The following is a 21,961-nucleotide window of genomic DNA, read 5'->3' on the forward strand; positions in this document are numbered from 1 at the left end:
CAACATCTAAAAGGAGGACTAACGTGAGAAAAGTAAAAGTGGCAGCAACTCAAATGAGCTGCTCTACCAATATCGAAGAAAATATTAGTAAAGCAGAGAAGTTAGTACGTGAAGCGGCAGCGCAGGGCGCACAAATTATTTTGCTGCAGGAGTTGTTCGAAACTCCATATTTCTGTCAGAAGGAAAAGTCTGATTATTATTCATATGCAACTGAGCTGGAGCACAACAAGGCGGTTAACCATTTTAAGAAGATCGCCAAGGAATTACAGGTTGTGCTGCCCATCAGTTTTTATGAAAAGAAAAACTACGCGCGCTACAACAGTCTTGCTGTCATTGACGCAGACGGTGAAGTGTTGGGTAAATACCGCAAAAGCCATATTCCTGACGGTCCTGGGTATGAGGAAAAATTTTATTTTAATCCGGGCGATACCGGTTTTAAAGTATGGAATACACGTTATGCCAAAATTGGGGTAGGCGTGTGCTGGGATCAATGGTACCCTGAGGCGGCCCGCTGTATGGCGCTCATGGGCGCAGAACTTTTGTTCTATCCGACAGCAATTGGCTCAGAACCACAGGATTCTGCCATTGATTCCAAAGATCACTGGCAGACCTGTATGCTGGGTCATGCGGCTTCCAATCTGATTCCAGTTATTGCTTCCAATCGGATCGGAACTGAAACAGACGAGGACTCCAGTATTACATTCTACGGTTCTTCCTTTATTGCCGGACATCAAGGTAACAAGATCGCAGAAGCGGGTCGTACCGATGAGGAAGTGCTTACTGCTGAATTTGATCTGGATGAGCTGGAAGTAGGACGGATTGAATGGGGCATTTTCCGTGACCGTCGTCCTGAACTGTACAATATGATTGCCACCTATGATGGTGATTTAAAAGTATAATCTGTATACGGATAGACAAGTCTCCCTTGACGTCAAGCTGAGGTGTTTCCTTTCATTGGACTCACCCGGCTTTTCGGGCAGGGGATTTTTGTATTCAGAAAAAATGGATATGCCACAATGTGTGGAGTGTTGGACAGATATGTGAGGGAAGGGATTTTGGAGCGTGTACCCAAGTGTTTCAAAAGAACAGATCGGTAGGCGGTTCGGAATATTAGCATGATTTTTTTCACACAAAAGGGACATTCCTCACAGGTTTGTTCCTTTTTTATGTCTTAATCCAGTTAATCTATAGACTGAAACTATGATTCACTACACAAAATAGCATTAGAATTTATGAATTAGATGATATAAAATCAAACCATAAGGAATGATCGTACTCAATAACATCTCGATATTCCCAAAAGTGAAAAAAATCACATATGAAAATACTTTAATGGAAGCTTGAACATAAAATTTGTAAACTCGCAAGGAGGAAGAACAATGAACCACTATCCTGCTATCTTTGAACCTCTAACCATACGACGCATGACCTTGAAAAATCGGATTGTTATGCCCCCGATGGGAACTAACTTTGCTGCCATGGACGGAAGCTTTGTTCAGGATCATATTGACTATTACGTGCAACGGGCCAAAGGTGGTACCGGCTTGATAACAGTAGAAAATGTTTGTCTGGATTTCCCAATGGGTACGAACGGAACAACCCAGCTGCGTATGGATAACGATCAGTTTATTCCCGGACTATTTAGATTAACAGAAGCCCTGCACTCTTATGGAGCTTGTGTTTCTGTACAAATTAACCATGCGGGTGCTTCGGCTTATGCGGGACGACTGAACGGAGTTCAGCCTGTATCTTCTTCGAATATTCCTTCTAAAAAGGGCGGAGCCATTCCAAGACCTTTGCAAAAAGAAGAAATTTACGCCATTGTGCGCAAATACGGAGAAGCAGCGGGAAGAGCGCAACGAGCAGGATTTGACTGTGTTGAAATTCATGCGGGACACTCCTACTTGCTGAGTCAGTTTCTTTCGCCGATGTATAATAAACGCACGGATGAATTTGGCGGAAGCGCAGAAAACCGTACCCGTTTTGCCAGATTAGTCATTGATGAAATTCGTTCAGTGGTGGGCCCATTTTTCCCTATTTGCTTACGTTTTAGCGCGGAAGAGTTCACAGAAGGTGGGAACACACTGGAAGATACACTCGAGTTATTGGAGTATCTTAATGATGAGGTAGATATTCTGAACGTTTCTGCTGCTCTGAATGATTCCATCCAGTTCCAGATTGACGGGATGAACTTGCCGGATGGTTGGCGCTCATATATGGCCAAAGCAGTAAAAGAAAAATTCGGGAAGATCACGATGACCTCAGGTAATATTCGGAGCCCACAGGCTGCGCAGGATATTTTGGAGAGAGGTGACGCTGATCTTCTGGCAATGGGTAGAGGCTTGATTGCAGAACCGAACTGGGTGCTTAAAGTGCAAAACGGCTACGAACATTTGCTTAGAAAATGTATCTCTTGCAACATTGGTTGTGCAGATCATCGTATCTCCAAAAGTAAACCAATTTGCTGTACGGTAAATCCGGATCTGTTCAAGGAAGCTGAATACCGGAAACAACGTGTAAAAAACAACGTTCAGGTTGTTGTGATCGGTGGTGGGACCGCTGGTATGGAAGCTGCATGTACGGCAGCCGAAGTAGGCTGCAAAGTAACCCTCTTTGAGGAAAAACCAGAGTTGGGCGGCTTGGCTCGTGATATTGCCCGCCTGCCAGACAAAACACGCATCAATGATTTCCCTGATTATCTGATTCAGCGCACCAAACAGTTAACCTATCTGAACATTGTAACAGGGACCCGAGCCGATTTGGCGATGATTAGTGCTCTGAATCCTGATATTATTGTCAATGCGACGGGGGCCACACCACTTCTTCCGCCCATTGCAGGTTTACATGAGCAACTGGGTAAACTAGGTACAAAAGTGTTCTCCATCTTTGATCTTTTGCACAATATGGAGAAATTCCAGGAATTTGAAGGTAAACGCATTGCTGTAGTTGGCGGCGGAGCCGTGGGACTGGATGTCGTCGAATATTATGCAGAGCGTGGAGCACAAGAGGTTTCTATTATTGAGATGATGCCGTTACTGGGTAAAGATCTGGATATGATTACTCGGATTTCCATGATGAAAATGGTAGAGGAGCGGGAAGTGAACGTCCATACGGAAACAGCATTGACAGAAGTGTGTAGCGACCGCTTCAAAGTAAAGCATGGAAAACAGGAGTTTGAGATTCCTTTTGATCTTGGATTCGTATGCTTGGGTATGCGTTCACACAGTCCACTGATGGACAGCTTGCTCGAATATGGTAAAGAACATCAAGTAGAAGTTATTAATATCGGGGATAGTAAACAAGCTCGACGTATTATTGATGGCACACGTGAAGGTCGAAATATTCTGAAAACCATTCAACGGGTAGACGAATTTAAACATGAGTTTTCTTATTCTTACTGATTTGACAATACAAGTGAAGGGTGTTCACGATGGCAACTCAGTGAATATTGAGGTTGAAGAGACTGCTTGTCTTTTCAGCCTTTTTTATTTGAGTTTTTCCGGGAAGGAGATTGATTCCTCTGTCATTTCAAAGGTAAACTATGGAAAGCATATATAGTAAGTAAGGCTATTTTAACGTGGGGGGATGAGCGTGAATCAACTCTTTAGTGAAATACCGGGTGCCAGCAGGTGGAGCCACGTGGAAGAAATTCATAGAGGCTGGTCCAGTGACAAAAAATATTATATTCAAACCACTGACGGTAGGGACTTGCTGCTAAGAATAGCGGATATGGTACATTATGATAAAAAGAAGCGCGAGTTCGAAGCTGTAACAAAGCTGAACCACGTGGAGAATCTGTTCATGTCCCGGCCGCTTGAATTTGGGATTTGTCATGATGGTCAATCTGTATATTCCCTGTTCACCTGGATCGAAGGGAAAGATGCTGAAGAGATTATCCCTACGTTGACCGCAGCACAACAGTATCAACTCGGGGTTCAAGCAGGAGATGCATTGAAAAAAATGCATGAGATTCATGCGGAGCAAGATCGAGTCCCATGGGTTGAACATTATAATGGCAAAATAAACAGATATATTACAAACTATAAGTCATGCGGTATTCCCCTAAAGGGAGCAGATCAAGCCATAAGCTTTATTGAGCAAAATCGTCAGCTATTAGAAAATCGTCCCCAGACTTTTCAGCATGGGGATTATCATGTGGGCAATATGGTGGTTACCCCATCCGGTGAACTGGGTATCATCGATTTTAATAGAATGGATTATGGTGATCCTTGGGAGGAATTCAATAGAATTACCTGGTGTGCAGCGTTAAGTCCTTTTTTCGCTTCGGGCCGTATCCACGGTTATTTTAATAACCATGTATCTGATTTATTTTTTAGATTAATGGCTCTGTATATTGCAAGCAATCAGCTTTCATCGGTTCACTGGGCCATTCCATTTGGCAAAAAAGAGGTGGACGATATGGTGCAACGAGCTGAAGAGGTTTTGGAAGCGTATGATTACTTTCAAACCTATATACCGAAATGGTATGTGCCCAGTTACCGCGACTTGTAAAAGCGAAGACCGCCCCTCCTGGGAGTGACGGTCTATTTTTTCTATTATTGTTTCTTAATCTTATACGTAAATTCCCAAACGGCTTGATGACCTGAGTAACGCCCACGGTTTTCAGTAACCGTCACTCTTAGCTTTACGGTAGAACCTTTGGCAGAAACAGAGGAGACCTTTACATTCTTGGTGGCTTCACCATCATCAGGAATTTTGTCTTGTTCTTCGGCATACGCATACAGCTTAATGCTGCCCCCTGATTTGACCTTTACCTTTACGCTGTTGCCTTCACTAATGGATTGGCCCGCCACCTGGGCAGCAATGGCCCATTCGTTGCCTACGTGATCGTTGGATACCAAGGTTGCTTGTTGAAACGTAACGATATACGTTGATGTTGCTGAAGCTGCGAGCGCGTACGTTCCATTGAACATCAGGGATATTACTACCAATAGAATAGCCGATGCTTTCGTCCATACTCTATTCATTCGCCTGTCTCCTTCAGTTGGATATATTGAGGGAAATCCCTCTATTCTAATTATCGTTTGCATCAAACAAAATTGTTAATGGTTGGTAAAAAAAGAGTTTGACTTCTTATTGCATCACTTGTGATCTAATTTAACTATGACTTGAATTTATTTAGCAGAGAAAGGCAAGGGAAAATCTGATGAAAAAAATATACAGTGAACAAGAAATCATAGATATGACTATTAAGCTGCTTGAACAAACTTCAATATATGAAGAGCAGTATGAGCAATATGTAAGACGACCTTTCCGTACGGATTTTTATGATGATCTTAGTCCGTATGTGCAAGTAGGCAAGCGGGGTTATACGCTCCAGATGTATGAAAGAGGCATACAGATGCTAAACAAGCTTACGAAAGATGTAGAGGATGTGATTTATTGGATTATCGAAGATACGATTCACATCATTGCTCATCTAAATCTGCTTCGCAAATATAAAGTGGATAACATAAATACTCATTTAAAATATACCAAGGAGATCATGAAGGAGCTGACAACTGTAATGAACAAAGCCTTTTATGAAATTGGAGGAATCTATCAGGAATGGCATGAAGCAAATAGAAGAGGGGAGCTGGAGAACCCATTAAAGTAAAACATAAAACTTAAAGAAACAGTTGACAATTAGTGAGGTAAAATTTACAATTCGATATTAGTGATAATGATTATCGATATCAATAGTTTTAAGTATGTTTTGCACTTACTATATTTCAAAGGAGATTTACAACATGCATCGTATGATGAATAAGAAGTTTCACATGATTTTATGTGCACTATTCGTAGTGATTTTCGTTATTTCAGGTTGCGGGAATGCTGGCAGTTCCTCTGATTCATCTGCTAAACCCGCGTCGTCCGCGAAGGAAGAGGCAAGCAGTGATTCTGATACGCGTACAGTCTCTACGGTAAAAGGAGACGTGAAGGTGCCCGCTAATCCTCAACGGGTAGTCGTGAACTGGTATGTTGGCGATGTATTTACACTAGGGATTAAGCCGGCCGCAGTCATGGGGTGGAAACAAGAAACGATGCCTTTTTACGATAAATTTAACGACATCCCCAATATTGAAAAGTGGGAAACTGAGGAAATTATGAAGTATGATCCTGATCTCATCATTACATATGATACAAAGGATTATGATAAGTTGTCTAAAATTGCGCCTGTTCTTGTGATACCTGAGGATAAAATGACCTCTATAGAACGTTTGAAATTCCTTGGTCAGGCCACAGGACATGAAGCAGAAGCAGACAAAGTGATTTCACTGTTTGAAAGCAAGCTGAGTCAGGCCAAAGAAAAACTAAATTCCGACATATTCAAGGACAAAACGTTTAGCATTTTCGAGGATTGGGGCAGTGGCTCTTACGGAATATATTATGAAACAGGCTCACGTGGAGGAACGTTGCTTTACAATTATCTGGGACTTCACAAACCGGAAAAGCTCAACACATTGGTTAAAAATTCCGGAGAGCGTCGGGGTTCTTTATCCTACGAGGTAGCTGCTGAATACTTTGGAGATTATGTCCTTTGGTTTAAGCAGGAAGGCAAGGAATCTGAATATGCGAAGACAAAAATCTGGAGCAGTATTCCAGCCGTTAAAAACGGACATATCATCGAAATTCCAGCGAAATATGCAGGACTGTTCTATTATTCGGACGTTGCTAGTATGACGGGACAGCTAGATTATATTATTAGCAAATTGCTGGAACAGACTAAGTAACGATGCATAATTGATCAACTAAGGGTGTAATCGATGTCTACTCACAAAGAACCAAATAAAAAAGGAATATTTCATTTTGTAAGCTACATGATCGTGGGCGTGTTCCTGCTCCTGCTGGTTACCGCAGCATCTATTACCTTTGGTGCTGCGGAAATGAGCCTGAAGCTGGCATGGGGTGCTATATTTCAGTTTGATCCCAACATTACAGAACATCAGATTATTCACACCTTGCGTTTTCCACGAACCGTGGCAGATATCATTGTAGGGTGCAGCTTGGCTGTGTGTGGGGCAATTATGCAGGGAACCACTCGTAATCCACTAGCGGATTCGGGACTCATTGGCATAAGTTCTGGCTCGACATTTGCTATTGCGTTATGTATGGCCTTTTTGCCTGGTCGCACCTACGGAGAAACCATGCTGTATTCTTGTCTAGGTGCAGCAATCACTACAGGCATTACGTATTACATCGCATCTATAGGCAAGCGAGGAATGACACCTCAGCGACTGGTGCTGGCAGGAATGTCCATCTCCATGCTTTTTGGTGCGTTTAGTACGTTTATCGCTATTAAGTATGAGATTGGCCAAGCCCTTGATTACTGGTCTGCTGGTGGTACAGCCAGTGCCAAGTGGGGTGAATTAGCTTTCATTGCGCCACTGTTTGTAGTGGGTTTGATCTGTGCCATCGTGCTTTCTCCCTCGATTACGATTTTGAGCTTCGGGGAGGATGTGGCATCAGGCTTGGGTATTCGTGCAAACAGGATTAAGCTGTTTTCAACCTTAATTGTATTAATTCTAACGGGGTTATCGGTTATTGTGGTCGGCCCTGTTGGCTTCGTTGGTTTGATCGTGCCACACATTATGCGCCATCTGGTCGGAACGGATTATCGGTATATTATCCCGGCCTCAGCTTTGTATGGAGCAGTCTTTCTGTTGGCGGCGGATTTACTCGGACGTCTGATCAATCGTCCCCACGAAACACCCCTTGGCATTATTTTTGCCTTGGTGGGCGTACCCTATTTTCTCTACCTTGTGCGCAAGCAGAGGAGGGAGTTTAGTTGAAACTGTCCCGTAATACCAGGGGGATTAGCATTATTTTACTGTTAGTAGTGCTGACGCTGCTAGTGGCTGTACTTAGTATGAATGTTGGGAAAATGAACCTAACTCCATTCGAAGTTTTCAAGGTTATCATTGGCGAAGGAACGAGCAAACAGAACCTAATCGTGTTTGACTTTCGACTGCCACGTATTGTGCTTTCTATATTGGTAGGTATTGGCATGGGGATATCAGGCTGTATTATGCAAAGCTTGCTCAAAAACGACATGGCCAGTCCGGGAACACTCGGCATCAGCTCAGGCTCAGGGTTATTTGTACTTATGTATATTACGTTGTTCGCTAGTGAAGGATTGCTATCGCCTATTCTTCTTCCTGGGCTGGCTTTTGCAGGCGGCCTTACGGCAGCATTTTTGATTTTTATGTTTGCTTTCAGGCGGGGAAGAGACATCTCGCCTACAGGCTTAATTTTAACTGGTGTCGCTATGGGCAGTGGCTACAGCGCATTATCTCTGATGTTGACACTCCGGCTAGACAAGCAACAGTATGACTTTGCTTTGAGATGGCAGGCTGGAGACCTGTGGGGGGACGACTGGAGCTATATTATGGTGCTGCTCCCGTGGGTGCTTATCATCTGTATTTACGTTTTTTACAGGTCTAACACACTCAATACGTTGAATTTGGGGAATCAGACAGCATCGGGCCTCGGCGTAGCAATTAAAAGGGAGTTTATCGGCTTGACGATTGCTGCCGTTGCGCTTGCTTCTGGTAGCGTGGCACTTGGCGGAAATTTCTTTTTTGTAGGCATGGTCAGCCCCCATCTAGCGCGCAAGCTAGTAGGGCCCAATCATAAGCTATTGCTACCTACGACGGCATTCGTTGGTGCACTCGTCATTTTGATTGCTGACACACTTACTCGAACGATTAGTTTTGGGGCAGATATTCCAACCGGAATTATTATCACCATACTGGTCACCCCTTATTTCCTTTACTTACTGTCGAAAGCCAGTTAAATGTACGCTAAGTAAAAAGACGCTAACCATGTCCATGGAAAAAATGGCTAGGTTAGTATCTTTTTTTGTTACTACTTAGGTCTCCTTGCGGAAAAACAATTCTTTCTCACATTCTGTTAGGATTTCCGGCCTTCGTGTTGAAGGGTGAGGATTGTAAATAAAGCCTAATCCTTGGCATAATTCAAACCCAAGTGATAAGCTTGGTCCAGCAGCATTTCAAAATGACCGGAATTTGAACTCAGGGTCTCATATAAGAATTCAACCTTGGAATTGGAAACCCCGCAATAATCTGCAATTCCCACATTCAGCAAATGAGTAATCATTTCATCATACTTACGCTTTTTCATCTGTTCCTTCGAAACTCCGGCCAAGCCAATCCACAAGACATGCTGATGATGCAGGTAATTCGAACCGTACGCAAACCCATTGTTCCATACACGGTCAATATAACCCTTCAGCATAGCTGGCAAATTCCACCACCAAAGAGGAAAAATAAATGCCAATGCATCATGCTCCTTCATCCGCCTCATTTCCATTTCTACTTCAGGGGAAAAGGACTGTTCCGCAACTGTCAAATCCGGTTCATCTACTCCTTTTAAAATAGGATCAAAACCAATCTCATGCAAATCCAATATCTCATAATCGTGGCCTGCATCGGCAAGACCCTGTACGAAACGATCAGCAACCTTAAAGGTCAAGGAATCTTTTCTCGGGTGTGAAACAACGGTTAATACTTTCATGCTTCTTCACTACCTTTCTCAATAGTTTACTTCTAGGAATGCTCAATGCTTGATGCTATTATATACAGTAGGAAAATAATCTGGAAGTACGCACTTTCAAGTTCTATAGGATGATACAGGTGCCATAGGAACATGGAAGTGCCCTAGGTAGATTCCCTAGAAACTGATCTGAGTAATGAATTAAAGTGATGGTTGTTCTGAGCAAACGAAGCCTTCTAAAGGAGGATTAAGAAATGACTGAACAGATAAAAAATAGGGTTCAAAAGAAGTATCAAGTTGGAGTGGAAGCGGCTTTAGAGGTGATGGGAGGGAAATGGAAGCCTTTGATTATCTACCATCTGATGACAGGACGGAAACGAACATCTGAGTTTCGTCGGTTAATACCCGGCATTACACAAAAAATGCTGACTACTCAGCTCAGAGGCCTAGAAAAGGATGAGATCGTTACACGAAAGGTTTATAATGAAGTCCCTCCTAAAGTGGAGTATGAGTTAACGGACTACGGCTGGGGATTAAAACCCGCGCTAGACCATTTATGCTACTGGGGAGAGGATCACTTGGATAAGATCCATGGAGACAAATTCAAGGTCTTGGAAGAATTCTAAGGCTGCTGTATAGAGTAACTTCAAGCTAATATTAAGCCCTCACAAAGCATTCAGTCAGAATAGCTTGTGAGGGCTTAACTGTCGTAGGTTAATATAACAGACTAACTGTCGGTCATTCCGTTATCATAGCTTAACTGCCATTCAATTCCGAACTTATCTTTAAGGCTACCGTAACATTTACTCCAAAATGTTTCTTGAAGTTCCATGCTTACGGTTCCTCCTTCTTTTAACTTATGAAAGTACGATCGAATTTTCTCTTCGTCCTTATTGACGATGGCGAGGCTGATGTTGTTTCCGGCTACGAAAGGCATACCAGGAAAAACGTCTGAGAACATGACATTACTACCATCAATTTGAAGCCGCGTATGCATGACCAAATTTTTGGCTTCTTCAGGGAGAGGATAATCGGGGTTGGGTGGTGCTTCACCGAACGTCATGATTTGTGGTTTCTCAGTCCCAAATGCCTCTGCGTAAAACTCCGCTGCTTCACGACAATTTCCATTAAAGTTAAGATAAACATCAACAGACATGTGTTTCACTCCTTCAAGAATCATTATTTACTTGCAAACAAACAAAAATACAACAAGATCCGTTTTGCGAAAGTATTTGCGGCTTAACATGTTCAATTTTTAAAAGAAATGGGCATGATGATCAAAGTAATGGTATGATAGCTTAGTTAAATCTGAACGACTAGTAATGGAGTGATCATATGGGTGGAAAAAGCAAGGGCGGCGGGACCGGCAGAGGTACAGGTAGTAAGGGCTGGACACGCTGGAACAAAACTGCGAAGCCAGTAAGAACAAAAAGCGCTTCTACAAGCGCACCGGGAAGCAAAGTGGCAGGTGGCACAAAAGGCGGCACTGCCAAACCAACAAGGAATAAAAGCGGCGGCAACAGTAGCAAATAAGCCGGGAAAGTATAAGTTGTCGTACACGTCGAACATCTGATTAAGCAAGAACAATCAGGTGTTTTTTTAATTATTTTACTTAAACTCGCATATTATAATCAGAAGCAGGTGAATCGTGAGAATTAACAAGTACATTAGTGAGACAGGATTTTGCTCACGTCGGGAAACCAACAGGCTTATTGCAGCAGGACGAATTACGATTAATGGAAATGTTTGTGAAGCGGGCGCAGAAGTAGAGCCACAGGATATCGTGCTGATTGATGGAGAAGCTATTCCGCTTAATTCCAGTGAACCTGTATATTTGGCTCTGAATAAGCCTATAGGCATTGTTTGTACCGCAGCGGAGCAAGTGGCTGGCAATATTATTAGTTATGTCAATTATCCTTCGCGGATTTTTGCCATCGGCAGGCTGGATAAAGCGTCAGAGGGACTCATTCTATTAACCAACGATGGAAGCATTGTCAATCAAATGATGCGTTCCGAACATGGTCATGAGAAGGAGTATGTAGTGACTGTAGACCAACCTGTTACAAACGAGTTTACGCAGGCCATGTCTTGTGGCGTTGAAATATTGAACGTCATTACCAAACCGTGCAAGGTTGATCGTACGAGCGAATACGAGTTCCGCATTATTTTGACGCAGGGTCTGAACTTGCAAATTCGCAGAATGTGCAAGGCCTTGGGGTACAGGGTGCTAAAGCTGGAACGTGTTCGAATTATGAATATTACCTTGGATCATCTGGAACGTGGACAATGGAGACATCTTGAGAGGGAGGAACTGGAGTTGCTTCTTGCTAAATTGCAATAATGATTACAACAAAAGTTTATTTGAGAACAGTATGTTCATACAGCCAACGCAACGTTAGTGATACTTTTTACGTAAATTCAACGATACCTTACCCACCAGCCATAGCACAATAGGAAACACGATACCGAAAATCATGGCGTAAAAAGGCCATACTGAAAAAAACTTGATTAAAAATTGCATATTTGGCCAAATAGAATGAACCATTGCCAATGCGATTAGGATCAGAGGAACTAAGAGAGAGTTAGCGCTTCGAAGACGAAAAGCATCTGCAAGCCCTTGCGCTGAAACATATAAAAGCAGTGCGAGTCGGAAAAAAATGGTGACAAACCAGAACACTGCAACGAAAATTTCAAACCGTTGAAGAAACTCTCCGTTACTGATTGTTCGGTTAATAAAAAAAGTAGGAAATGTCAAATTAGATACAACACCTTCACTCATCACGGCGATTATTTGTAGAACCATGAAAAAATACATGCCGCCGCTAATCAAAGCACAAGTTATCACTGTCTTTCTCCACTTTTTTGGATCGGGGATGTGCTGTGCAAAAAAAAGATACAGAATTGCCTCAAGGTAGGGAAAGGCAAACAAATTGAACGAAGCGAGAACGATAGGGTTCAAACCATACTCAAAAATAGGGAGCACATTATCTATGGTGGTATCAGAAAGAAGGGTAAACCTGACCAAAAGATACAGAACCAGAAGGAAAAAAAATAGGATTTCCGCACAACGGCCAATTACAGCAGGGCCTGATCGAACGGCAAAATAAATGACTATAAGCATGATAAAATATATCGCGTCGGAGGGAGTTTCCGGCATAATAGCTATCGTGATAAAGTCGCCCAGATTTCGAAGTGTCATAATGAACACAAGAAAGGGAAAGAAAAAAATGAAAACGATGCTGATCGTCCCGCCCAAGGGACCGAAGAGGCAACGGAGATGCTCTACGAAAGATTTCCCCTGCATTTGCCTAGCGATGGAGGCATATAAAGGTATCAATAACAGATGGAAACCTAAGGAGACTGGGATGGAGAGCCAGGCATCTTGTTTAGCGACAGCGGTAATTACCGCTGGGAGCACCAGATATGCGCTTCCTATTTGATACAATGCAAACCACAAAATAGCTTGTCGAACCGTCAAATTGGAATTCATTCCAATACTCCCCCTTAAAATAACATTTCTGCAAGTAACAGACTTATTGGTTGAAATAGGATTTGAATGCCCGTCAGTGGAGTCGGCAGTTTAATGTTGGCGATCCGTAGGGTAATCAATATAACGCCTATAATCAACAATATCGAGCTGAATACAATTTCACGCACAAATTGTTTCTCCTTGAATTTTTTAAACTCATACAAAGATGTTAAAATGGAAGTTACGAGAATCACATAAAGCATTGCATTCACTCCTGATTGTGTATTCCCATATCGATTGGACTGGTAATGTCCCCGAACCGGACTAAACGATAATTGAGCTGAATATCCACTTTAAGCGTTTGAAATTTTTGTGGCCAATCCTCTTTCCATTTATGCCATTCACGTGGGAACTTGCGGTGAAAAGCTTCTCCAAACCCGAATATATCGGAACCGATTTGTTGTGCGTACGAAATGCCCTCCTTCAAAGATTGTTCCAGATGCTCTTTAGCTGATTCTTGAAGATCTCTAAATGTCTCTTCATTCTTAAGGTTGGCATTGCACGAGACCGTTCCGATATTGGATTCTGTATCCACAATAAGAGAAATGTGCGGCTCATGATCTATTATTTTTGGACGCATCTTTACTTTGGAACGGATTACTTCAACTACAAATTTTCCTTTGGAATTCGGACAATCGATGGAAGCTACGGTGCTGGAAACACGATTGGATATATAGGTAAAGGCTTTACTTTGTGAATCATCCATCCAATTGATAAGTCGGTCGCCCTTGAAAACACCAATTCCAGTAAAAAAGTATTTAACATGTTGGGGCGACTTTGTCACATTATCAATAGTTAGACCTTTTTCTAGGTTTGTCAGTCGAATACCGGTGAGAACCGGTTCAATGCCATCATCTGTGAAACTCTGTAAAATATCTTTCACATTGACCGCGGAAGTTGGAGCCCATGCTTTTTCAGAAAGCCTTAATGCCTTATACATATCCATTGCAGGCAAGACCTCGGTTGGAGTTACAAAAGTAACGGCCTCCTTTGCCGAGCTTCCTCTGATAACGGCCAAATAGAAATCAGGCCGAACTTCATGATCACGGAACAGAAAGTCCAGCGGCTCCTTGATTCCTTTTTTTGCCGTTTTTTCATCAAAAATGACAAACTTTAAGTGAGACATATACATTTTTCGGGACGATTCCGTTGTTAATTTTCGAATAGCTTCAAATATGGTATCGGCGCGTTTGGAAAAAACGATCGTTGGCGTCCGTTCCATGGGGGAATTTTGAGACATTTGCGATGGGTCAACCACTTGTAAACTGACTTCATATTGGTCATCAACTGCATCAATGCCCAGAGCCATCACGACGGAAATGGCGCTCAATTCCTTACTGTTCCAGCAACCCGTAAGAAACACCATTAGCCAGATGGACATAATCAGTAATAAAATGGTGGATCGATACGAGTTCATGATGGTCTACTCCTTTAGTTTTTGCGATGTTTTTTGTTAGTTCTATATGGAAAACGCAATATGGCGTCCCTCTGCTCAGACGATTTGTAATTGGCAAAGGGACTTAAATACGGTACACCGAATGAATGAAGCCCATTGAGATGCACAAAGAGCATGAGAATACCAACAGTCAATCCGTACACACCAAACATAGCGGCTATGCCTATGAAAGCGAAACGTAATATCCGGATTGGAATGGCAAAGGTGTACGAGGGAATGACAAAGCTCGAAATGGCAGTTATTGCAACAACAATGACCATAACAGCCGAAACGATGTTTGCTTCTACAGCAGCCTGGCCGATCACTATTGACCCGACAATAGAAACGGCTTGACCGACCGTCCGTGGCATACGAAGACCTGCCTCCCTCAGAATTTCAAAAACCACTTCCATGATCATCGCCTCAATAAATGCTGGAAACGGAACTCCTTCACGTTGCGCGGATAAGCTTAATAACAAAACTGTTGGAATCATATCCTGATGAAATGTCGTTAATGCGACATAAATGGCCGGAGCCAACATACAGATTGCCAGGCATATGTACCTTAATATTCGAATGATACTACTGTAAATAAAGGATTGATAATAATCTTCTGCGGATTGAAGAAAGTCTACAAACACCGCAGGTGCAAGGATGGCGAAGGGAGATCCATCCACAAATATCGCAATTTTCCCCTCCATAATTCCTGCTGCAATAGAGTCTGGGCGATCAGAATTATAAAAGATCGGAAATATCGTGAGTTGTTTATTTTCTTGGAGACATTCTTCCAAATATTCGCTTTCAAGCACACCTTCTACATGCATGTTCTTTAACTTGGATATCATGTCCTGCACCTTTTTTGGGTCAGCGACCCCATGCAAATACATGACCGATATATCGGTCTTGGTTTTTTCGCCAACTGTTATGGTAGTTAGACGTACTCTTGTATCCTTCACCCTTCGACGAACCATAGTCGTATTCGTACGTAAAGTTTCTGTAAACGACTCTTGCGGACCTCTGACCACAGGCTGTGTCTTCGAATCTGTAATACTGCGTTCTTCCCATCCAGGCAAAGAAATGATCAATCCTTCATCCATATCGTCCAGGAGTAGGAGAAGACCACCTGAGAGGATCTGTTCCAAAGCATCTTCAAAGTTTTGAGCAAAGCTTGCTTCACCAATGTCCAAAATTGCGTTTTTCAATAACGGTAAAGTGATCTCGTCAGAGGAGACACGATCATGCAACGGACGGATCACATTGTCCTGTACCTTTTGCATGTCAGTCATTCCGTCCAAATAAAAAAGTGCGGCGTGTTTATGGCCAGCTGTGATTTCACGAACAATAAAATCCGAACTGTTTCCCATGAAGTCACAAATGAGATCGATATTCCGGCATAATTGTCTTGAAAATTTGGTATGTAACTTCATTTTCACCCTCCTCAGATACGTAGTATTAACAATAATCCAAAATAATACCACAATAATCCATAAATGCGTTTGTTGTCGGTAAGGTCAATGACATCTTAACGGTGGAGGATTCGGGCTAAGTAATTTTTAAAAGACAGCTGCGGATAACAAGAAACTCTTGGATAAAGGGAATTTTGATATAGCAAACAGCGTGAAAGAAACCAATTGTGTGAGATATTTATTCAGCAGTTGCAGAATGTGGCTTAGTTGACTTAACCCATTTAAATAAACACTTTAAAAGTGTATATAGAACAACAGCATTTGAATATATGTCCCATTTAAATTGAGGAGGAGGGCATTGAATCCGTTTATATTAGAGTCCATTCAAGCTTAAACTGTTGATGTGAAAAATAAACGTTTTCCTGAAGAAAAACATACATTTACGATAAAGAAGAGGAACTGAAAGTACTTTATGGAGGTAAGTGATGAAGATAATTCGCATTCATTTCTAAATTATTTTTCGATTACTGTAAACACAGACTAATATTCTGTGTTTTTTTGTTTTATATATCATTGAGGGGAGGAATTCTACATGAACGAACAACTCATAAAAAGCGATGGAATAGTAATTTGTACTGACAGTTTTGGAAAGCAAGTTAACCCGGCAATATTACTGATTATGGGGGCTCAATCCTCATTGGTCTGGTGGGAGGAAGAATTCTGCCAGCGTTTAGCAGAGACAGGTCGCTTTGTCGTTCGCTACGATAACCGAGATGTTGGACGTTCTACAACCTATGAACCTGGGCAACAGGACTATACTTTCGAAGACATGGCAGATGATGCTATTCGAGTATTGGATGCGTATAAGATTGAGCAAGCGCATATTGTGGGCATGTCCATGGGCGGCATGCTGACTCAAATGATAGCTCTGCGACATCCAGGCAGAGTTCTAACCGTTACCCTCGTATCAACGTCCAATTTTGCTCCCGATCTTCCACCGATGGAGGAAAAGGTTATGGACTATTTCTCGAATATGGGAGCAATAGATTGGACGAACGAACAATCGGTGGTCGATTTTGTGATAGGTAGATCAAGAATTCTAGTAGGTTCAAAACACGCTTTCGATGAAAAAAAAGTTTATAAATTAGCAAAAGAAGAATGGAAAAGAAGCAACAATATAGCCAGCATGAACAATCACGCAATGCTGTCAGGTGGAGAATCCTATCTGGCTAGGACAAGGGAAATAACCGTCCCTGCTCTGGTTATACACGGTACTGAAGATCCGATTATCCCTTATGAACACGGAATAAATCTTGCTAACGAAATTCCGGGTGCGGTTTTACTTACATTGGAAGGAACTGGACATGAACTTCACTACGACGATTGGGATTTAATAATCGATTCTATTTCAAATCACACTTCGATACCCAATTAAGTCAAACTGATGTGTAGGATAGGCTGAATAAAGCCGTTGTTGAGAGAAGCAATCTTCCTGAATAAAAAGGCAATCTCCTTTTTTAGGAGGATTGCCTTTTCTATTTGTATGCCCTTATTTCATGAAAACTGAGCCAGTCTCAGGCACAAGTATCCCAAAGCTCCATCAATTTAGTTATGGCTGCATCAATGTTGTCTATGGAAACACCATCTCTGGCTTCTGTAGATATACCTTCCAGGAAGGTAACGAATAGTGTGGTTAACATGCTAACATTTGTGGATTCTTGAAGTTCTCCGTTCTTGGTAGCTCGCTCAATACGAGCATGGAACTTGTTCCTAGTCACTGCTCTTTGCCTGGTCAATAGTTCTCGAATATGAGTGTTTTCCGGCGAACAAGTATTTGCAGAGAATATGACTAAACAACCCAAGGGATGGGTCTGCTCAGTCTGCATGATTGCTGAACTTCTTAAGGCTAATTCAATAGCTGTGCGCGATGAAAGTGAATAGTTTGTAAGGCTTGTCGATACTTGTCCGTATGTAGCCAAATACTGGTCCAGCGCTTCTTTGAATAATGCGTCTTTTGATTCAAAAGCTGCATAAAAGCTGGCTGAGGAGATGCCGCCCATCGCCTTTTTGAGCTGAGCTAAAGAGGTTGATTCAAATCCATGCTCCCAAAACAACATCATAGCTTGGGAGATCGCTTCGTCGCGACTGAATTTACGTGGTCTTCCGGTTCTAACCATGGAGTCGCCTCCTTTTATCTTGTACTTATATACTAATCGATCCAAAAGTAATTGACAAGACCGAGAGGCATCTTTAAAATATGGAATGATTGATCCATAATTGAAATAAAAGGAGGGCAAATCATTGGTATATGTGCTTGATTTTTCGCTTGAACTTGTTTTGAAATCGATATTAAGGAGCTGCGCTAATGTCCAGCAATAATTCTTCTACTACTGCAAAGATTGCTTCTTCCGTCTCATCTGAGCGCTTTCCCTCGCTTGGCCTGCTCGCTTTGGCTATGACAGGATTCATCTGTATTATGACGGAAACGATTCCGGCTGGTTTGCTTCCGCAAATAAGCAAGGGACTTTATATTTCAGACGCAATGGCTGGTCAACTGGTCACTGTCTATGCCATCGGTTCTTTAGTGGCTGCCATCCCTGTAGCTATAGTTACCCGCCAATGGCGGAGGCGTCCGCTGTTACTTCTGGCTATCTGCGGGTTTCTGGTTTTTAACAGTGTCACCGCAATTTCCTCTAGCTACATACTGACGCTGGCTGCCCGTCTGCTGGCAGGAGTTTCGGCTGGAGTTCTATGGGGGATGATCGGCGGTTACGCTCTCCGCATGGTCTCTGCTACATTGAAAGGGAGGGGGATGGCGGTTGCCATGGTTGGAACGCCCATCGCCTTGGCTATTGGTGTCCCGGCGGGAACGTTTCTGGGGAACCTTATGGGTTGGCGTTCTGTTTTTGGAATCATGTCGCTACTGACTGTTATACTGATCGCGTGGGTGCTTTGGAAGGTGCCTGACTATCCGGGACAATCCTCCGATAAGCAAGCTTCGATCTATGCAGTCTTCCTTACACCGGGGATTCGGCCCATACTATTGGTTGTACTGACCTGGATGACAGCACATAATATTCTTTACACTTATATTGCTCCATTTCTTGCGGCCAATGGGATAGGGGAGAGAGTGGGTCTGGCGCTGGCTTTCTTTGGCATTGCTGCTCTTGTAGGTATATGGATAACTGGCGTATTCATCGACCGTTGGCTGCGTAAGCTTGTCCTTATTAGTCTTATTTCCTTCGTCTTAATTTCTATTGCCATGAGCTTTAGCAACTCCAATGTCCTTATAATCTATATCATTGTTACGGTATGGGGTTTAACCTTCGGCGGCGCAGCAACGCTATTGCAAACGGCGCTTGCTCAGGCTGCAGGGGAGAGCAAAGTGGATATGGTGATGCCGATTAACACGACCGTATGGAATCTGGCTATCGCTGGCGGCGGGATGACTGGGGGTATTTTGCTTGAAACTTTTGGTGCGGGATCATTTTCATGGGCATTATTCATACTCTTATTCCTTGCGCTTCTCGTGGCTTGGGGTGGCAAAAAGTATTCGTTCCCTCCACAGTAATCTGGTAATTAGTGAGGCTTTTTTAAAAAAATTCGCTTGTTATGGCTTCTAACATTAATGAGTAGAAGATATGAAGTCCTGCTTATTTTCCACGAAGGGCTGAATTCGTCCAGCACTTACTCATAGGCAACCGGACCGAATCCGGCCACCTATACAGTATTATCCTCGATGTGGACGTGATTCTTTTTCACTGCGTTCATAATCGGTGTAAATCCTCTGGTCACATTTCAGATACTCGGCATTAGTCCTCAATTACTTTAGTGAAATCTTCGCTAAAAATCAGTATTGATTTTTTACTGAGATATCCTTGTTTTTGAGGAACAAAATGCACTCAGTGTTCGAACTCAAAACCTTATCTATATCATGAAGGAGAAGATGAATATGAGTATCTTAGAGGATTTATATTACGGAAAATGGTACCCAAGCGAACGAACCAAACCTAAAAACCCTGAGCTTGAGCTAGTCCATCAGAAAATATCCGCTTCTATGAAAGCACTAAAAGCAAGACTGTCGGAACAAGATTACGAATTAATTGAAGAACTATCTGATTTAAATGATGTTTTGCTTTCTATATTATCCGCCTCAGATTATATTTCTGGATACAAAGCTGGTGCTTTGACGATGGTTGAAATATTTGATAGAAAAATCATTTAAATTTTGATAGATCCTACTACTTTAAAGTTAAAAAATGTATAGTTAAAAGGCTTTACAATATGATTAAGGGGCACCAACGTTAATAATTTATAAGTCAGAGGTCGTAGGGATTAAGTCTTCTAATTCATATAACAATTAGTAATAAAGATGGTTTTCCATAAATTTGAATAATGTTATTATGTCTTAATGAACTCAACCGAGGTAAATTATGACAACAATTAAAGTGACACCTGAACAACTTATAACTGTCTCTAAGAAATTTGAGCTTGCGCAGCAAACGGCGATGCAAATGAATAGTCAGTTATCGCAGCAAATTTCGTTTATGGAACGATTTTGGGAGGGGATAACAAAGGAGCAATTCTATTATAGATTCCAAACATCTCAGAAGAATATGGCTGACTTTGTTACACTAACAGATTCGATTGCTAGAGAACTACGGCAGCATGCAAATAAGTTTAGATTAACAGATATGATGGAGGATGGGAATCTAGACCCAGGTTGCTTGCCACCTCCACCGAATACTTGCACAGTTCCTGTTGCAGATACACGAAATGCGCTCCAGAAATCGGCGGATAGCTTAACGGAGCTTGGGCAGGATTTTGTAGCAGCTAATTCAGAACGATATGAGAAAAAATTTGATTCAGTCTGGAGCTTCCTGGATTATATGTCGTACGGCATTCCGAAGGGAATGTATCAAGGGTACATGGAACGGGCAGCTAAACAAAACGATTCATGGAATGACATGCTCAATTTCGGTACATTTGGAGTATCGGGCATGATTCAGGGAGCATTTAATCCCACAAATGCATGGTCAAAAGAACATATGGCAAATTTGATTGGTACAGCTGGTTTGATGATAGGTTCTACGACAACCAAAGCGCTGATTAAGCCCAAAAATATTTTGGAAGGGTCTGTAAAGTTTGAATCGACTCAGAGTAAAGCCAATATTTTAAAAGAAAGCGAACAGCGCTCTTCTAATATAAAATCAGACGATTTTAATTATGCTGAAACTGGTGCTCGTAATATTTCTCCAGAGCAATTTTTTAGAGAAGAAGCTATTGCAGAAGAGTTGTATGAAAAATTTAGGAATTTAGGAAATCAAGACGTGGAAGCCATTTCTAAAAATACTGGTTTCTCAGAAAATAGAATTCAAAGAATCAAAGACCATGTTTTTAACGATACCCACATTAAAGATCATGGAATCGGGAGATTTGACCCAGACTTTGAGTTATCACAAGCGTGGGAGAGATTAATGGATGGGAAGTATGTGGATTCTGATGTACAATTACTACATCATGAGCTTTTTGAATCGAGATTTGAAGGCATATTCCATACGAATTACAGAACAGCACATGATAAAACTATAGAATCTGGAAGACCATGGAATTGGGAAAAGATTTATGAGGAGTGAGAATAATGGCCGTATATATAATCATGTTAAAAGATTACGAAGATGAGGAAAGAGTTGTATATAGTTATGGACCGAGTGAAGATGTAATGGGGAAAATAGAATATGACAAAAAAAATGAGGTTATAAATCAAATTTCACCGATAGTTTCAGAGAATTATGCTGACGAATTTTTCTTTAAGAGAGCGGGACGAAGGTTGGCAAGGATGATTATTAAAGAGAATGGAAACTTCGTAGAAAAAACTACTATTGAATCGTAAGTGAAATATATAAACTATTTACAAGAATCGTAGAAACAAATGGCGATGCCATTTTAGTTTTTTAAAGTAGCTCTCACATTAGGAGTTACTTTTTTTATTACAAGAGGTGCAGTACGAGGCTTGGGAAATACGTGTAGACAGAAGGCTTTCTTTATAGATGAGAAAGTTTGCTAGTGAAATCG

23 protein-coding genes and 1 pseudogene are annotated in these 21,961 nt (G+C 41.9%); 16 read left to right on the forward strand and 8 right to left on the reverse strand.

Annotated elements, in window-relative coordinates; genetic code table 11:
* The first annotated feature begins 23 nt into the window (after nt 1-23).
* The 3 genes from aguB (at nt 24) to ACYCSE_RS21715 (ending at nt 4,512) form a co-directional block, all read left to right on the forward strand.
* On the forward strand, nt 24-899 hold the full coding sequence (gene aguB, locus ACYCSE_RS21705) for an N-carbamoylputrescine amidase (protein WP_025721082.1): 876 nt from the start codon (nt 24-26) through the stop codon (nt 897-899).
* A gap of 480 nt (nt 900-1,379) precedes the next feature.
* On the forward strand, nt 1,380-3,401 hold the full coding sequence (locus ACYCSE_RS21710; protein ID WP_459699855.1) for an oxidoreductase: 2,022 nt from the start codon (nt 1,380-1,382) through the stop codon (nt 3,399-3,401).
* 190 nt (nt 3,402-3,591) lie between these two features.
* On the forward strand, nt 3,592-4,512 hold the full coding sequence (locus ACYCSE_RS21715) for an aminoglycoside phosphotransferase family protein (RefSeq protein ID WP_459699857.1): 921 nt from the start codon (nt 3,592-3,594) through the stop codon (nt 4,510-4,512).
* A gap of 44 nt (nt 4,513-4,556) precedes the next feature.
* Here the strand turns inward: ACYCSE_RS21715 and ACYCSE_RS21720 are convergent, their stop codons facing one another.
* Nucleotides 4,557-4,988, reverse strand: coding sequence for a hypothetical protein (locus tag ACYCSE_RS21720; RefSeq protein ID WP_254351666.1), 432 nt, complete (start codon nt 4,986-4,988; stop codon nt 4,557-4,559).
* Between the two features lie 179 nt (nt 4,989-5,167).
* Between ACYCSE_RS21720 and ACYCSE_RS21725 the strand changes: the two genes are divergently transcribed.
* From ACYCSE_RS21725 to ACYCSE_RS21740, 4 genes are all read left to right on the forward strand, one after another.
* A complete protein-coding gene (locus ACYCSE_RS21725) occupies nt 5,168-5,617 on the forward strand; it encodes an Imm63 family immunity protein (protein WP_061830167.1) in 450 nt (149 codons plus the stop codon).
* A gap of 133 nt (nt 5,618-5,750) precedes the next feature.
* On the forward strand, nt 5,751-6,734 hold the full coding sequence (locus ACYCSE_RS21730; RefSeq protein WP_061830168.1) for an ABC transporter substrate-binding protein: 984 nt from the start codon (nt 5,751-5,753) through the stop codon (nt 6,732-6,734).
* A gap of 33 nt (nt 6,735-6,767) precedes the next feature.
* A complete protein-coding gene (locus ACYCSE_RS21735; RefSeq protein ID WP_235306290.1) occupies nt 6,768-7,793 on the forward strand; it encodes a FecCD family ABC transporter permease in 1,026 nt (341 codons plus the stop codon).
* Nucleotides 7,790-8,797 (forward strand): FecCD family ABC transporter permease, encoded by a 1,008-nt coding sequence (locus tag ACYCSE_RS21740; RefSeq protein WP_459699860.1) that lies wholly within the window; start codon nt 7,790-7,792, stop codon nt 8,795-8,797. Before ACYCSE_RS21735 ends, ACYCSE_RS21740 begins: the two co-directional genes overlap by 4 nt.
* A gap of 164 nt (nt 8,798-8,961) precedes the next feature.
* Here the strand turns inward: ACYCSE_RS21740 and ACYCSE_RS21745 are convergent, their stop codons facing one another.
* Complete coding sequence (locus tag ACYCSE_RS21745; protein WP_322176160.1) at nt 8,962-9,537, reverse strand: NAD(P)H oxidoreductase; 576 nt, start codon at nt 9,535-9,537, stop codon at nt 8,962-8,964.
* A gap of 233 nt (nt 9,538-9,770) precedes the next feature.
* On the opposite strand from ACYCSE_RS21745, the gene ACYCSE_RS21750 reads away from it, so the two are divergent.
* Nucleotides 9,771-10,142, forward strand: a complete 372-nt coding sequence (locus ACYCSE_RS21750) for a winged helix-turn-helix transcriptional regulator (RefSeq protein ID WP_061830172.1) — start codon at nt 9,771-9,773, stop codon at nt 10,140-10,142.
* A gap of 101 nt (nt 10,143-10,243) precedes the next feature.
* Here ACYCSE_RS21750 and ACYCSE_RS21755 read toward each other — a convergent pair whose 3' ends face one another.
* A complete protein-coding gene (locus tag ACYCSE_RS21755; protein ID WP_061830173.1) occupies nt 10,244-10,672 on the reverse strand; it encodes a VOC family protein in 429 nt (142 codons plus the stop codon).
* A gap of 179 nt (nt 10,673-10,851) precedes the next feature.
* Between ACYCSE_RS21755 and ACYCSE_RS21760 the strand changes: the two genes are divergently transcribed.
* Both ACYCSE_RS21760 and ACYCSE_RS21765 read left to right on the forward strand, forming a co-directional pair.
* Nucleotides 10,852-11,049 (forward strand): DUF3934 family protein, encoded by a 198-nt coding sequence (locus tag ACYCSE_RS21760; RefSeq protein ID WP_322156327.1) that lies wholly within the window; start codon nt 10,852-10,854, stop codon nt 11,047-11,049.
* A 115-nt stretch (nt 11,050-11,164) separates the two neighbouring features.
* On the forward strand, nt 11,165-11,857 hold the full coding sequence (locus ACYCSE_RS21765) for a pseudouridine synthase (protein ID WP_069291874.1): 693 nt from the start codon (nt 11,165-11,167) through the stop codon (nt 11,855-11,857).
* Nucleotides 11,858-11,911: 54 nt separating this feature from the next.
* Here the strand turns inward: ACYCSE_RS21765 and ACYCSE_RS21770 are convergent, their stop codons facing one another.
* From ACYCSE_RS21770 to ACYCSE_RS21785, 4 genes are read right to left on the reverse strand one after another with little or no spacing between them, the layout of a single operon-like run.
* Nucleotides 11,912-13,006 carry a GerAB/ArcD/ProY family transporter gene (locus ACYCSE_RS21770; protein ID WP_459699864.1) on the reverse strand — a complete coding sequence of 365 codons (1,095 nt, stop codon included), beginning with the start codon at nt 13,004-13,006 and terminating at the stop codon, nt 11,912-11,914.
* A 14-nt stretch (nt 13,007-13,020) separates the two neighbouring features.
* Nucleotides 13,021-13,248 carry a hypothetical protein gene (locus ACYCSE_RS21775; protein ID WP_459699866.1) on the reverse strand — a complete coding sequence of 76 codons (228 nt, stop codon included), beginning with the start codon at nt 13,246-13,248 and terminating at the stop codon, nt 13,021-13,023.
* 5 nt (nt 13,249-13,253) lie between these two features.
* On the reverse strand, nt 13,254-14,462 hold the full coding sequence (locus ACYCSE_RS21780) for a Ger(x)C family spore germination protein (RefSeq protein WP_459699868.1): 1,209 nt from the start codon (nt 14,460-14,462) through the stop codon (nt 13,254-13,256).
* Between the two features lie 14 nt (nt 14,463-14,476).
* Complete coding sequence (locus ACYCSE_RS21785) at nt 14,477-15,907, reverse strand: spore germination protein (RefSeq protein ID WP_336078485.1); 1,431 nt, start codon at nt 15,905-15,907, stop codon at nt 14,477-14,479.
* A gap of 212 nt (nt 15,908-16,119) precedes the next feature.
* On the opposite strand from ACYCSE_RS21785, the pseudogene ACYCSE_RS21790 reads away from it, so the two are divergent.
* Both ACYCSE_RS21790 and mle read left to right on the forward strand, forming a co-directional pair.
* Nucleotides 16,120-16,233: pseudogene (locus tag ACYCSE_RS21790) on the forward strand (AraC family transcriptional regulator); the annotation flags it as partial.
* Between the two features lie 245 nt (nt 16,234-16,478).
* Entirely contained in the window at nt 16,479-17,321 is an 843-nt protein-coding gene (gene mle / locus ACYCSE_RS21795) for an alpha/beta fold macrolide esterase (RefSeq protein WP_452566806.1), read from the forward strand.
* 139 nt (nt 17,322-17,460) lie between these two features.
* Here the strand turns inward: mle and ACYCSE_RS21800 are convergent, their stop codons facing one another.
* Nucleotides 17,461-18,063: a TetR/AcrR family transcriptional regulator gene (locus tag ACYCSE_RS21800; protein WP_452566807.1), complete on the reverse strand. Its 603-nt coding sequence runs from the start codon at nt 18,061-18,063 to the stop codon at nt 17,461-17,463.
* 188 nt (nt 18,064-18,251) lie between these two features.
* Here ACYCSE_RS21800 and ACYCSE_RS21805 point away from each other — a divergent pair, with 188 nt between their 5' ends.
* The 4 genes from ACYCSE_RS21805 to ACYCSE_RS21820 all read left to right on the forward strand — a co-directional run bounded on the left by ACYCSE_RS21805 (nt 18,252) and on the right by ACYCSE_RS21820 (nt 21,779).
* A complete protein-coding gene (locus tag ACYCSE_RS21805) occupies nt 18,252-19,457 on the forward strand; it encodes an MFS transporter (RefSeq protein WP_459699872.1) in 1,206 nt (401 codons plus the stop codon).
* A gap of 381 nt (nt 19,458-19,838) precedes the next feature.
* On the forward strand, nt 19,839-20,111 hold the full coding sequence (locus ACYCSE_RS21810) for a DUF6809 family protein (RefSeq protein ID WP_076294564.1): 273 nt from the start codon (nt 19,839-19,841) through the stop codon (nt 20,109-20,111).
* Nucleotides 20,112-20,319: 208 nt separating this feature from the next.
* A complete protein-coding gene (locus ACYCSE_RS21815) occupies nt 20,320-21,522 on the forward strand; it encodes a WXG100 family type VII secretion target (protein ID WP_254330218.1) in 1,203 nt (400 codons plus the stop codon).
* Between the two features lie 5 nt (nt 21,523-21,527).
* Nucleotides 21,528-21,779 (forward strand): hypothetical protein, encoded by a 252-nt coding sequence (locus ACYCSE_RS21820; protein WP_250261422.1) that lies wholly within the window; start codon nt 21,528-21,530, stop codon nt 21,777-21,779.
* Nucleotides 21,780-21,961: the final 182 nt, after the last annotated feature.

It is taken from the genome of Paenibacillus sp. SEL1 (assembly GCF_054602535.1).